At 33.9% G+C, this 14,351-nt stretch carries 10 protein-coding genes; 3 read left to right on the top strand and 7 right to left on the bottom strand.

Going from position 1 to position 14,351, the window contains the following annotated elements; all coding sequences use genetic code 11:
- Positions 1-50 precede the first annotated feature (50 nt).
- Positions 51-2,216, top strand: coding sequence for an endonuclease MutS2 (locus C8P67_RS14405; RefSeq protein WP_115813869.1), 2,166 nt, complete (start codon positions 51-53; stop codon positions 2,214-2,216).
- Between the two features lie 78 nt (positions 2,217-2,294).
- On the opposite strand, the gene C8P67_RS14400 is transcribed toward C8P67_RS14405, so the two are convergent.
- Positions 2,295-3,656, bottom strand: coding sequence for a T9SS type A sorting domain-containing protein (locus C8P67_RS14400; RefSeq protein ID WP_170141472.1), 1,362 nt, complete (start codon positions 3,654-3,656; stop codon positions 2,295-2,297).
- 385 nt (positions 3,657-4,041) lie between these two features.
- Between C8P67_RS14400 and C8P67_RS14395 the strand changes: the two genes are divergently transcribed.
- Entirely contained in the window at positions 4,042-4,458 is a 417-nt protein-coding gene (locus C8P67_RS14395) for a thiol-disulfide oxidoreductase DCC family protein (RefSeq protein WP_115813867.1), read from the top strand.
- A 480-nt stretch (positions 4,459-4,938) separates the two neighbouring features.
- Here C8P67_RS14395 and ettA read toward each other — a convergent pair whose 3' ends face one another.
- The 6 genes from ettA to holA form a co-directional block, all read right to left on the bottom strand.
- On the bottom strand, positions 4,939-6,630 hold the full coding sequence (ettA, locus tag C8P67_RS14385) for an energy-dependent translational throttle protein EttA (RefSeq protein WP_115813865.1): 1,692 nt from the start codon (positions 6,628-6,630) through the stop codon (positions 4,939-4,941).
- 179 nt (positions 6,631-6,809) lie between these two features.
- A complete protein-coding gene (locus tag C8P67_RS14380; protein ID WP_115813864.1) occupies positions 6,810-8,621 on the bottom strand; it encodes a cytochrome-c peroxidase in 1,812 nt (603 codons plus the stop codon).
- An 81-nt stretch (positions 8,622-8,702) separates the two neighbouring features.
- On the bottom strand, positions 8,703-10,190 hold the full coding sequence (locus C8P67_RS14375) for an alkaline phosphatase PhoX (RefSeq protein ID WP_115813863.1): 1,488 nt from the start codon (positions 10,188-10,190) through the stop codon (positions 8,703-8,705).
- Between the two features lie 238 nt (positions 10,191-10,428).
- On the bottom strand, positions 10,429-10,611 hold the full coding sequence (locus C8P67_RS14370) for a CAL67264 family membrane protein (protein ID WP_115813862.1): 183 nt from the start codon (positions 10,609-10,611) through the stop codon (positions 10,429-10,431).
- Positions 10,612-10,680: 69 nt separating this feature from the next.
- Entirely contained in the window at positions 10,681-12,699 is a 2,019-nt protein-coding gene (gene pulA, locus C8P67_RS14365) for a type I pullulanase (RefSeq protein ID WP_115813861.1), read from the bottom strand.
- A gap of 11 nt (positions 12,700-12,710) precedes the next feature.
- Entirely contained in the window at positions 12,711-13,715 is a 1,005-nt protein-coding gene (gene holA, locus C8P67_RS14360) for a DNA polymerase III subunit delta (protein WP_115813860.1), read from the bottom strand.
- Positions 13,716-13,836: 121 nt separating this feature from the next.
- Between holA and C8P67_RS14355 the strand changes: the two genes are divergently transcribed.
- A complete protein-coding gene (locus C8P67_RS14355) occupies positions 13,837-14,292 on the top strand; it encodes a type I restriction enzyme HsdR N-terminal domain-containing protein (protein ID WP_115813859.1) in 456 nt (151 codons plus the stop codon).
- The last annotated feature ends 59 nt before the right edge of the window (positions 14,293-14,351 follow it).

Below are 14,351 nucleotides of genomic sequence, written 5' to 3'. Positions count from 1 at the left end.
TTTGACTTTTTACTTTGTAACTTTGGACTTTTGACAATTGATATATAATAATGATCTCCATTACTGAAAAAACGTTACAAGATTTACAATTCCCTGCGGTTCTCGAAACGATTTCCGAAATTTGTAATACCGATATAGGAAAGCAAAAAGCATTGGAAATAACGCCTTTTAGAGAAAAAGAATCTTTGATGAGTGCCTTGATGCAGACTTCAGAGTATGTTTCTTCTTTCCAGAATAATAATGCGATTCCAAATCATGGTTTTGATGCGATTACTTATGAAATCAAGTTTTTGGCAATCGAAGACAGCTTTCTTGAAGTGGGAGGTTTCAGAAAAATAGCTACTATATCCGAAACGACTAATGTGCTTTTGACATTTCTAAATAAATTCAATGATTATTATCCGAATCTTTGTGCCAAAAGTTCGGGAATTCAGCTTACCAAAGAGATTATCACGCTTGTAGATGCAGTGGCTGATAAGTATGGAGAAATAAAAGACAATGCCTCTCCCCGACTTTTGGAAATTCGCCGTGAAATGAATCTGGTTCGTGGGAAAGTAAACCAGAGTTTTGGTTCCGCTTTGACGCAGTACAATAGTTTGGGTTATTTGGACGATATTAAAGAAAGTTTTGTACAAAATCGCCGTGTTTTGGCTGTTTTGGCAATGTACAGACGAAAAGTAAAAGGTTCTATCCTTGGAAGTTCAAAAACCGGAAGTATTGCATACATAGAACCCGAAAATACACTGAAATATTCCCGAGAATTAAGCAACTTGGAATATGAGGAAAAAGAGGAAATAACAAAGATTTTAAAACAGCTGACAAATGCTGTCCGTCCGTTTTTGCCTTTGTTGATTCAGTATCAGGATTTCCTAAGTGATATTGATGTGATTGCAGCCAAGGCAAAGTATGCGAACAAAATTAACGGAATTTTACCGGCAATTACAGACGAACGCCGTTTGTATTTCAGAGAAGCTTTTCATCCTATTTTATATTTAACAAATAAACAGAAAAAGGAAGTTACACATCCGCAGACTATTGAACTAAGTCAGGAAAATAGAATTATTGTAATTTCCGGACCTAATGCCGGCGGTAAAACCATTTCGATGAAAACCGTTGGTTTATTACAATTAATGTTGCAGTCGGGTATGCTTATTCCTGTACATGAACGCAGTGAAACTTTTCTTTTTGATCGAATATTGACAGATATTGGAGATAATCAATCTATTGAAAATCATCTAAGTACTTATAGTTACCGCTTGAAGAACATGAATTACTTTTTGAAGAAGTGTAATAGAAAAACCATGTTCCTGATTGATGAATTCGGTACGGGTTCGGATCCTGAATTAGGAGGTGCTTTGGCTGAAATTTTCCTGGAGGAATTCTATCACCGTGAAGCTTTTGGATTGATTACTACACATTATTCGAATCTTAAGATTTTGGCAAATGAATTGCCGTATGCTACTAATGCGAATATGCTGTTTGATGAAAAATCATTGGAACCAATGTATAAGCTGGTTTTAGGACAGGCAGGAAGTTCTTTTACTTTTGAAGTAGCACTTAAAAACGGAATACCTTTTAGCCTAATTAATCGAGCCAAAAAGAAAATAGAAATTGGTAAAGTACGTTTTGATAAAACTATCGCTAATCTCCAAAAAGAACGATCGAAATTGGAAAAAACTTCTACAAATCTTAAGGAAGAAGAAACCAGAGCGCGAGAAGAAAGCAAAAAAATGGAGAATATCAATGTCAAAATCAAGCAAAAACTGGAAAGCTATCAGGAATTGTATGACAGTAATCAAAAGACGATTTACATTGGCCAGAAAATAGAAGATATCGCCGAGAAATATTTCAATAATAAAAACAAAAAAGACCTGATTGGCGAGTTTTTGAAAATCGTTGAAATTGAAAATTCGAAACGTAAAAAAGCCACTCCTAAAGAAATTAAGGCAAAAGTGGAAATGAAAAAAGAAATCATCAAAGAAGTTGAAATTAAGGTTGAAGAAATCCGAATTGAAAAGAAAGAAAAAAAATTAAAACCAGTTATTGAAAAGCCAAAACCTATTCTAAAAGTGGGTGACCGTGTGCGAATGCTGGACGGAAAATCAGTAGGAAGTATTGATAAAATTGAGAAAAATAAAGCAGTTGTAAATTACGGACTGTTTACTTCGAAAGTAAGTTTGGAAGAATTAGAGTTTGTTGAGGCTGGGAAGAAATAGTATAGTCAAGCAAACTCATTTTAGTAAAAAAAAGTCGGAAGAAAAATCTTCCGACTGACTACCGCAAAAGCTATTTTTTTATTCTTTAATAAATTTATGTGTTTGTGTACTTCCATTTGAGAAAGCCTTTAACACGTACATTCCGGAGCCTAATCTTTCAAGATTTACTAGATTGATTTTTTCAGATTGTTGCATTATAATCTTCCCCGAAACATCTAGGATTACAATCTTCTCAATTTTATCAGACTGTTTGTGAACAACGTTTAATATTGAAGAAACTGGATTAGGATAAATAGAAACCTTTTCAAACTTTAAATCTTCCGCTGAAAGTGAATTAGAAAGCATACAATCACTCCAAATACTACAATCACCATAAGTTATAAATACCGAATAAAGACCTGGTGTTTGAGGCGAAAAACTTTGCCCATTTTCACCAGCTACAAAAGCTTCGGCATTACAATCCCACCATTCATAGGACGCATCAATTTGGCTAGCAGTGAATGTGTTTTCTTCAAGAGAAACCGTTTTATCAAGTTCGGAGATTTCTACATAAAAACTCCCTTGTGCTTCTCCACAGCCGTTTCCAGCATAGAGGTATATAACTTGTGATGAGGTTATTAAATCTCCCGGATATAATATATCACCAGCTGTATTAGGTTGGGTATAAAAATTGCCACTACTCAAATGAGGAAGTGTATAGCTTTCGCAAGTATGTACGTCATCTAAAAAATCAACATAAGGTCCATAATTGATGGTAATGTCTAAAACTGTTTCAGCACTTCCGCAACTGTTGGTAGTATGCTTGTAAAGGATTTGGCTCATTGTAATTTCGTCACCACCATTATACATTGTACCATTTCCGCCTGATTCTGTATAATAGCCACCTTCTGAAAAATCGGGTAGAATATAACTATCGCAGACAACCACGCTTTCGTTCACAGGAAGGCTTAGTGCTGATTCGATTATGATGAAGAAAGGGGATTGTGCACTCCCGCATTCATTTTCCCCATAAATATACATGGTCCTGTCTGCTTCAATTACGTCTCCGGCAAAAAACGGGTCGGTTTGATTATCATTTCCATAGTAATTTCCAACTGATAATGCGGGTAACGTATAAGAGGAACAGCCATAAACTACACCTAATTCATCAATCAACGGTGCCTGGTTGATTGTCACTTCCACAGCGACCCGGACACTTTCTTCATTATCTATGGTTTGAGTTACATAATAAGTAGCTGTTGCGAGTTGAAAGCTCGAAGAAAGTGCATTTCCTCCTGTCACTTTTTCATACCACTGCAAACTTGTTCCATTAGCAACCAGATTAGATACGGTTGCATGATCACAAAAACTTTGTGGCAAAGCTGAAGGAGGTGGAGTAATTGAGAATGCGTCCTGATTTATAAAAACGACTAATGCTATAAAAAGTAATATTCTATTCATAATCATTAAATTAAAATAGTTGTTAAATTATTTTTATGAAATTGTCATATCAAAATTAATAAAAATATTAATCTAAATAATTAGTTTACAGTATTTTATGTGTATGTTTTTTATAATTATTTAAAATTGCAGATACTTTTGGGGTGAAAATGAATTTAAAATGATGCTGAAACAAAGCATTTATCTATCAACTATTAAGTCTTATGGTATTATTCATCATCCGTTTTTTTATAGCTGGTAGCGAATTACTAATTATTAGTGATTTAGTCAAAATTTATTTAGAAATTTATTTTCATCAAAATTTTTATGGTAGTTACTTTTTTCATCATAGGATTTTAATTAAATAAGCTTCAACTTTGTTGATGGTTTTTTATAAAATATAAATATGCAAAATCTTCCTATTGATAAAAAAATAATTCTTTTTGACGGCGTCTGTAATCTTTGTAATTCGGCGGTGCAGTTTGTGATTCAGCATGACCGAAAAGATGTGTTCCGATTCGTGGCTTTACAATCTGAGTTGGGTCAGCAGATTCTAAAACACATTGGTGTCAATCCAGTAAATATTGACAGTATTGTTTTGTACGAACCTGGAATCGCTTATTACTACAAATCTTCGGCAGCTATAGAAATAGCAAAAAATCTAGGCGGTTTTTGGCATTTTGGAACTGTTTTCAGAATAATCCCAACAGGCATCAGAAACCTGCTTTATGACTATGTTGCCAAAAACAGATACAAATGGTTTGGTAAAAAAGAAAGCTGTATGACACCAACGCCAGAACTGAAAATAAAATTTTTAGAATAATTCAATTACATGATAAATGTCATCTCTTAAGCAGGATTACTGTCGTAAATTTGATTAATCTTAAAAGTTAAATTTTATTAGAGAACGTTCATAAGAAACCGCATATTCATAGTTGTTTTCGAGTTGGTAATTATTGGTTTAAACGAAAACTGTGTTTTTTAAGTTCCAATCTGATAAAATGAAATGATTAGTTTTTTTTGTCTAAAAAAGAAAAGAGGATGCCTTTCTGTGAGCATCCTTTTTTTGTTTTATGCAGTTTTGAAAACAAAATTTCATGATGAAAAATGTATACCCCTAGCCTTGATGGGAACGGCATCTCCTGATTTAGTAAAACAAGGCTTTTTTGCCGTAGTTTTTGTTAATCGGGAATATAGTGGACAGCAAGACACGAGCGAAGCGAACTGACGAAGTAAACAGCTTCAAATAAAAAGCCTCAAATCACAATAGATCCGAGGCTTTTGCTTTTATTAAAATTAATTATTATCTAATCAATTTTCTGTATTTCAAACGTTTTGGAGTTAAATCACCACCTAAACGTTTCTTTTTATTTTCTTCGTATTCGGTAAAACCTCCTTCGAAATAATATACTTCAGAATCACCTTCGAAAGCTAGAATGTGCGTACAAATTCTGTCAAGGAACCATCTGTCGTGCGAAATCACAACGGCACAGCCTGCGAAATTTTCTAATCCTTCCTCCAATGCACGAAGCGTATTTACGTCCAAATCATTCGTTGGCTCATCCAGTAACAATACGTTTCCTTCTTCTTTCAAAGTCATTGCTAAATGCAGACGGTTACGTTCACCACCTGAAAGCATTGAAACTTTCTTGTTTTGCTCACCGCCTCCAAAGTTAAAACGGGATAAATAAGCTCTTGAATTTACTTGTTTTCCGCCCATCATGATTAACTCCTGACCGTCGGCAAAGTTTTCCCATATTGATTTATTTGGGTCAATATTAGTATGTGATTGATCCACATAGGCAATTTTTACAGTATCTCCTACTGAAAATTCACCGCTGTCTGTTTTTTGTTCACCCATAATCATTTTGAAAATGGTAGATTTACCAGCACCATTTGGTCCGATAATTCCAACAATTCCAGCCTGTGGTAAAGTGAAGTTCAAGTTGTCGTATAATAATTTATCGCCAAAAGCTTTAGCAACATTTTTGGCTTCGATAACATTTGTTCCCAATCTTGGACCATTTGGAATGTAAATCTCTAATTTTTCATCCAATTGTTTTTGGTCTTCGTTTAAGAGTTTATCGTAGTTCTGCAAACGTGCTTTTTGTTTTGTCTGACGGCCTTTTGCACCTTGACGAACCCAGTCAAGCTCACGTTCCAACGTTTTTCTGCGTTTAGAAGCTACTTTTTCTTCCTGTGCCAAACGGTTTGATTTTTGGTCTAACCAAGAAGAATAATTTCCTTTCCATGGAATACCTTCTCCTCTATCCAACTCAAGAATCCAGCCTGCAACGTTATCCAAGAAATAACGGTCGTGCGTCACGGCAATTACAGTTCCTGCATATTGTGCCAAGTGCTGCTCTAACCAAAGTACAGATTCGGCATCCAAGTGGTTAGTAGGCTCATCCAATAGCAATACATCTGGCTGTTGCAATAACAAACGACATAAAGCCACACGGCGGCGCTCTCCTCCTGAAAGGTTTTTGATTGGCGTGTCACCATCCGGCGTACGCAAAGCGTCCATTGCGATTTCTAATTTGGTATCGATTTCCCAAGCACCAAGAGCATCAATTTTGTCTTGCAAAGCGGCTTGACGATCCATCAATTTGTCCATTTTATCTGGATCAGAATAGTTTTCTTCAAGACCAAACAAATCGTTGATTTGGTTATATTCTTCAAGAACAGCCATTGTTTCGGCAGCACCTTCACGAACGATTTCGATTACGGTTTTAGAATCATCAAGAATTGGTTCCTGCTCCAAATAACCAACCGTATAACCTGGCTGGAAAACAACATCTCCCTGATAGTTTTTATCAACTCCTGCAATAATCTTTAAAAGAGATGATTTACCTGAACCATTTAAACCTAAAATACCAATTTTCGCCCCGTAAAAGAAACTTAAATAGATGTTTTTAAGAACAGGTTTGTCTGCTCCCTGATAGGTTTTGCTCAATTTCTGCATTGAGAAAATTACCTTTTTATCGTCTGACATATTATTGTGATTTTAATTTTTAAAGAATACAAATATAGCATTATTAAAGAAAATTAAAGTCACAACTCATAAAGTTTGTAAAGTCGAAACAACATGTCTATTATCAATGTCAAAGTCAATAACAATTGCAATGTCAAATTTTCGAATTTCCAAGTTTATGACTTTACAAACTTTATGACTTACAACTTTGGACTTATGCCTTTATCCGTCAAAGTTTTCATAAATGCCACTAATGCTTTCATTTCTTTTTCGGTTAATTCTAATTTATCAGTTGGCAATGTCTGATTATCAATTTGTATCCCTAAGCCGGTTCCGCCTCCTTTGTTGTAAAAATCAACCACTTCTTCTAATGTGGAATAAACCCCATTGTGCATATAAGGCGCAGTCACAGCTACATTTCGCAGGGACGGAGTTTTGAAAGCGTTTTTCAATTGAGGCATTTCGTATTGCAGATATCTTCCTAAATCTGGGCTGATTTTTTTTCCGTTTTTATCTGAGGGTGTTCCTATAACTTCTTGCTCTGTTTTTTGATAGTTAGGCGGTACGGTTCCGTTAAATAAAGGAATAAAATGACAGGTAGCACATTTTGCTTTACCTGCAAAGATGTTAAATCCCAATTTTTCATCATCTGTAAAATCATTCGATTCTCCTCTCATATACTCATCAAACCTGCTGTCGAATGCGTTTAAGGAGCGAATATAGCTGGCTAACGAATTTTGAACCTGCCATTCTTCTATTTTCTTTGAATTTGGAAATGCTTTTTTGAATAGTTTTTGGTATTCCCTGTCTTTATTTAAAATCTGAATTGCATTCGCAACATTTCCGTGCATTTCATCTTTATTTTGAATAACATCGAGACTCTGTTTTTCTAAATCCAATTGACGCATATCCCAAAACTGTGCATTCTGAAGTGAAGCATAAGCCAGCGTTGGCGTATTTCTGCTCAAATTACCTCCGTTTAGAGATTGATTTGTTTTTAATCCATCGGTAAATGCTTTTTCTGGAATATGACAGGATGAACAGCTTCTGGTTTTACTGTCAGAAAAAGAATTTTCGTAAAATAGTTTTTGGCCTAATTCAGCTTTTTCTTTCGAATATTGATATTCTTTTGACGGAATAAAAGCATTCACATCAAAAGCATTTTTTTCGAAAATAGTTGCTGCGTATGGATTTACAACATTATTTCTGCTTGTCTTTTCTATTTTATTTGTTTTTTGAAAAGCGACCAACTTTTTGCTGATTGGGTTTAAAAAGCTTTTAATAAAATGAGCTCTGTCAAAAGTTTTGAAATCAGCATTCGAATCGCAATAATTACCTGCTTGGTTAATTAAAGCTTTTATTTCCTTTTCACATTGAACTGATTCTGGGCTTTTGAAATTCATTTTTGAAATTAAATTTCCTATTGAGGCCAAGCTTTTTTTTGCTTCTGGTATGGAATGAAAAGCTATTGGCGAATCGAATCCTGTGATTCCTAAAGCCAGAATTCTGTTAAGCTCCATTTTTGAAGCGTCAAGAATGTGAGCGTTTGAAATTGTAATAACACTCAAATGTTCTTTTATTTGTTTTAAGTTTCCACTCAGTATTTTTATTTTTCGAATCAATTCGGCTTTGTTTTCAATACTGTAATTTGGAAAAATAAGTTCTTCTATCACCTGAAAACCATTTGGCGGAATAAAAGTATTTTCGGCAACTTCTAATTCATCCAAAGCGGGACCATTTATGAATCGGGCCGGATCGGGAGTGAAATATTCAACCGCCCATTCCATTTTTTTATAAGACAAACGTGTTGTTTTGAAAGCCTGCTGTATTAATTTTTCGTCATTGCTTTCTTCTGCTATCATTCCAAAATCAATAACTTCTCGATTAAGTTTTTCAATATTTGAGATTAACTCTTGCTGAATTGTTATCTCTTTATATTCTTTTTCGCATCCAGATAATAGAATTACTAGCGCTAGATTCAGAACAATAATTATTTTGTTGGTGAAATTCATTTTAAATAATCACATTTTAGGTAAATAAAAACAAAAAACAACCCTGTAAAAGGGCTGTTCTTTATATATTAATATCAAAAATTATTTTTGAACATTTCTTATTATTACGGTTTGTCCGCCTTCCATGTTCTCATTCACTTTACTTCCATCTGCATATTTGAAAGCTTCTTTTTGCCAAGTATGCGGGTGAATATTCAATAGAAACGTATTTGGAACTCCTATAACATCTGAAATATCCTGCATAGCTCCGTATTCCCAGCTTCCTAATTTCATTATGCCTCCTGCTGCATTATATGTAGTATTCCAAGCAGCATCCTCACGCTTGTGATTCATTGTCAGCCATGGTTTGTTGGTTTTTGCAGCAATATTATATTGCCAAATGTAAGAATCGTGCTTGGCATTTGTATAAAAAGAGTCTCCATCTTCTTGGATATAAACATAATTTTCAGTTACACAAAGGTTATCAGGATTGATGATTCCTGTTCCAGGAGTAGAATCACCTTCAACAACTAACTCCAATTTACCAGCTAATGGATTAGTATCATTTAATACTAATTTGTAAACTCTTCCCCACATAGTAAATCCTTCAACAGGATTAGTTTTGTCAGGAGATTGACCTGTTGCAGTAAAATAGATTTCACGATTGTTTTTTGCATTTCCTTTTCTGTAATCAACATCTTCAACTCTTGAAAAACGGATAGCTCCTAAATTATTTACAGCTGTATTGATTTCTGCTCCAGTGATGTTTTTAGCATTTGGAATTTCAACAAATGACACATCAAAAGAGTTTCCAATAGTCATTGAAGTTTCTACCTGATTTCCGTCATTTCTTTTTAACGCATATAATTTCCCATTAGTAAGATCACCAACAGTATTACTTACATACATAATTATCTGACCTGCACTAGTATGAGAAGTTGAATAAGACTGATCTTCACCTATCAAAATCACCGTTTTGCCTGCATAAGCTTCTTTTGTAAGCGGAACAGCATTTTCCATATTTGCTTTACCTAAAGCTGGTAAAACTCTGTCTTTTCTGCTTTTTTCACTTGATAAACTAAGTGGATCGATACCGTGAACCATACTTTCTTCACTGCTTTCTCCAGCGGTTAAAAACATTGGTCCAAAACCGTTAATAGCCGGAGTTGCCAATGTTGCAGAACACAATCTGGTCATACCTCCAATTCCATCAACGATGTACTCTCCTTTTATTGGTTTTAATGTCTTATCAAAATAAACTCTTGAAACCGACTGCAGAATTTCGTGATTAGTAATCATCATGTAGCCATCACTGTTAGGATCTTTCATAAAACCAGCACCGTCAGGCTGCGCTCCATAAACAAAACTAGGAGATCCTGACAATACATCCGAACTGCTGATCATTGAAGTGATTTTTAAGTTTTCAAAACCTTCTTTTGCTATTACTAAAGCTGGTACTGATGATACATTGTTAAAATCAATAGCAGAAGGTTCAGGTTTTGGATCCTCGTTATTATCATTTTGACAGCTAAATACAGCTAAACTTAATACAGATAATACTCCTGCTCTTTTTAAATAGTTAAATTTCATAGTTTTTGTTTTTTTTGTTTGTGACAAAACTATGCTGATAAAATCATGAAGAGGTTAATTGATATTGTTCAAATTATGATGATTAGGTTAAGCGTGTTTAATCCAAATATTAAGAGATTAATTTTATGTAAATAATTAGAATTAGTATTGATAACGCTTGTGAGATTTTAAAATTTAGGAATAAAAAAAACGGCTATTACCAAAAAATGTAATAACCGTTTAAAACTATAAATATTTTTTATACGCGCCCTTTCAAAGCATTAAAAACCCAAGCGTTGGCTAAAAAACCAACTCCAACTGCAGCAAAACCCCAGCCGGAAACATCTCTGTATTTAAAAAAGCCCAATCCTATCAATAATAATCCCATAAGTACCATTATAAAAGTAGCCCATCCTAAAATAGTATTTTTATTCATTCCCATAATTGTAGTATTTGTTTTTAGAAAGGTGTAAATATCGGGATTTTTTGCTGTATTTTTAAATTAAAATTTCTAATCCTGATACAAAATTACCGCGCTTCTTCCTGGAATTGAGATGATTTGATTTGTAACTTTTGATATCCCGTTTGGATTGATGTTTTCTCCATCACACACCATTTTCCAGTTACCTTCAATTGTTTGTTTTGTGTCTTTTTCATCTCCATTAAAATAAACTCTGATATTTTTCCATGAATCTCCATTGGCATAATTTTTTAGAGTATAACCAACTAATAAAGGAGAATCCAAGGATAGAAATTCTAAGTGTTCTTGAATCAATTTTTCAGATGACATTTTAAAAGCAGGATGATTTTTTCTTAATGCAATCAGGTTTTCATAATATTGAACCAGTTCTTTGTTCTCATGCTTCCAATTCCAGTCAATTTTATTAATGCTATCGGGAGATTTATAAGAGTTCTCTACACCCATTTTGGTGCGTTTCATTTCTACACCCATGTGCAAAAATGGAATACTTTGAGAAGTTAAAACAATAGTATTAGCCAATTTATCCATTTTTACCAAGTCTTTTTCTGAGGCATTAGGATTGGCAATTTTTAGTTTATCATACAAAGTGTTGTTGTCGTGACAGGAAACATAGCCAATAATTTTGTTAGGACTGTCTGAATAGGGAAATTGAGCATAACTTCTTTTAGGATCGTATTTTACTTGTGGATGATTTGTCGATGCTACTATTCCAAATTGAATTACCTCTTTGTAATTTGGATTGCCACTTACAAAGCCTTTTTCAGTAACATTTGACCAATGTCCTTTTACACCGTCACGTATATCATCAGAGAAAACAGCTATTTCATTAAGTTGTTTTACGTTAGTTTTTAAGGCTCTTTTTTCGATTGACAAAGGTGAATCTCCTGCTGTCCATCCTTCTCCGTAAAGGAAAATACTTGGATTTATTTTTTTTAATTCCTTTGAAATGGCATTCATCGTTTCGATATCGTGAACAGCCATTAAATCAAATCTAAAGCCGTCAACATGATATTCTTTTACCCAATATTTAAGGGATTCAATCATGAATTGACGAGCCATTATTCGGTCAGAAGCAAATTCATTTCCACAGGCTGTAGCGTCAGAACGTTTTCCATTTGGCCAGCTTCTGTAATAATATCCAGGAACTAGTTGATCAAAAATCTCAGTCGAACTCGTGTGATTGTACACAACATCCATTATCAAATGGATTTTGGCTTCGTGTAAAGCCATAACCATTTCTTTGTATTCTTTTATTCGTACTAAACCATTAAAAGGGTTGGTTGAATATGAGCCTTCTAAAGAATTGTAATTCTGAGGATCATACCCCCAATTGTATTGGTTTTTATCTAAAGCAGCTTCATCAACCGATTTATAATCAAACACAGGAAGCAAATGTAAATGAGTGATACCTATTTCTTTCAAATGATCTAATCCTGTAGTTTCACCAAAAGCATTTTTAGTATTTTTCTCTGTGAATTCTAAAAATTTTCCTTTGTTTTTTATCCCCGAAGAAGGGTCAATTGAAAAATCCCGAACATGCGCTTCGTATAATATTATATCCGAAGCAGATTGTAATGGAGGTTGCTTGTCGGTTTTCCAGTTTTTTGGATCTGTTAGTTTGGGGTCGAAAATTAATCCTCGATTTCCGTTTACCCCCACTCCTTTTGCGTAAGGATCGGGTATTTCTTTAGACCAAATTCCTTTATTTTTTACTTGTAAAGTATAATAAGTATTATGATAATTTCCATCCAAAATAATTTTCCAGACTCCAGTTTTAGCATCATAATCCAGATTTTTTGTTTGCAGTATTTCGCCACCATCGCCTTTTTTGTAAAGATTTATTTTGGTTTCCTCTACATTCGGACTCCAAAGTTTGATAATAGTTTTTGCTAGTGAATAAGTTACACCTAAATCATCTTTTAAATAAACAGGATACTCTTCAAAAGAAGCGTATTTAGTAGTGTTTATTTTCGAATCTTGTGGCATAGCGAAATTTACGACATGAAGAAAAACTAGTAAATAAATCCATTTTTTAGCGGAAGCAAACATGACATAATTGTTTAATTAAAAATTTTATACAGCATCTCTCTTAATAAATCAGCCTGCGACAAACTGTTAGCGCCTACTCCTTTGCTTTTTACATCCGTATCTCGTAAGGAAGCTACGATCTGACTGACTTTTTTCATTGGATAATTTTTTAGCGCAACATCATAATCTTTAAGAAAAAAAGGATTCACACCAAGTGCAGAAGCCACATTTTTCGGATTTTTATCCTTTAATCCGTGGTATTTTAATAGTTGAATAAAAAAGCCAAAAACCAAACCTGTCGTCATAACAATTGGATTGTCTTTTGGGTTTTGAGCAAAGTTTTCGGCAATTTTATAGGCCTTTAATTGGTCACGCTCGCCAATGGCTTTTCGCAATTCAAATACATTATAATCTTTACTAAAACCGATGTTTTCTTCAATATCTTTAGCAGAAATAGTACTTCCGGCTGGTAAAATAATTTGCAGTTTTTCTAGTTCATTATTGATTTTACTCAAATCAGTTCCTAAAAACTCTACCAGCATTGCTGAAGCTTTTGGTTCTATCGAATATTTTTTGCCTGCTAATACTCGCTTGATCCAGTCCCCTACTTGGTTTTCATACAGTTTTTTACTTTCATAAACAATTCCGTTTTTAGCCAGAACTTTGGTAGATTTTTTACGTTTATCCAATGTTTTGTATTTGTAGCAAAACACCAAAACGGTTGATGGCATTGGATTTTCGGCATAACTTTCAATTTTGTCGATCGTCCGAGACAATTCCTGAGCTTCTTTGACAATGACTACCTGACGATCGGCCATCATTGGATAACGTTTGGCAGTAGAAATCACATCTTCAATACTCACATCTCTTCCATATAAAACGGTTTGATTAAACCCTTTTTCATCTTCGGATAAAATATTATTTTCGATATATTCAGATAATTTGTCAATGTAGTAAGGCTCCTCGCCCATTAAAAAATAGATAGGCTTAATGTTCCCTCCTTTAATATCATTAACAATTTTTAAAACTTCGTCCATTTTTTTGGTTTAAGATTTAAAGGTTTGAAGGTTTAAAAGTTTTGATGCAAAATTTCTTTTCAGGTTTTATTTAAACAATTTTAAACCTTAGACTTTTAAACTATTTAATTATTTTTGCCTCATGCAAAAACTCAATTTTCCTTCTTATGCTTTTCGTTTCAAAAATAGCGAAAATAAAGTATCTATTTTTGATGCAATCAGGAAAAAATTCATCATCCTTACCCCCGAAGAATGGGTTCGTCAGCATGTTGTTAATTACCTTTTGGAAGAAAAAAAATACCCAAAATCATTGATTAATGTTGAAAAAGTTTTATTAGTCAATGGTTTGCGAAAGCGTTATGATGTTGTGGTTTTTAATCCTGATGGTTCCATCTTTATATTAATCGAATGCAAAGCTCCCGAAGTTAAAATTTCACAAGCAACATTTGACCAAATTGCACGATATAATATGACACTCGAAGCCGAATTTCTGATGGTGACCAATGGGCTAAATCATTATTTTTGCCTAATGGATTTCGAAAATGAGAAATATGAGTTTTTGAGAGAATTGCCAAACTATAAAGGTTTGGTTTTTTAGACATTTTAGATTTTTAGATTGATTAGAGTTTACATGTTCTAAAAATCCAAAGTCTAAAA

The organism is Flavobacterium aquicola, from assembly GCF_003385115.1.
Taxonomy (GTDB): Bacteria; Bacteroidota; Bacteroidia; order Flavobacteriales; family Flavobacteriaceae; genus Flavobacterium; species Flavobacterium aquicola.
Note: the sequence above shows the minus strand (reverse complement) of the source record. Positions and strands in the feature narration are given on the sequence as shown.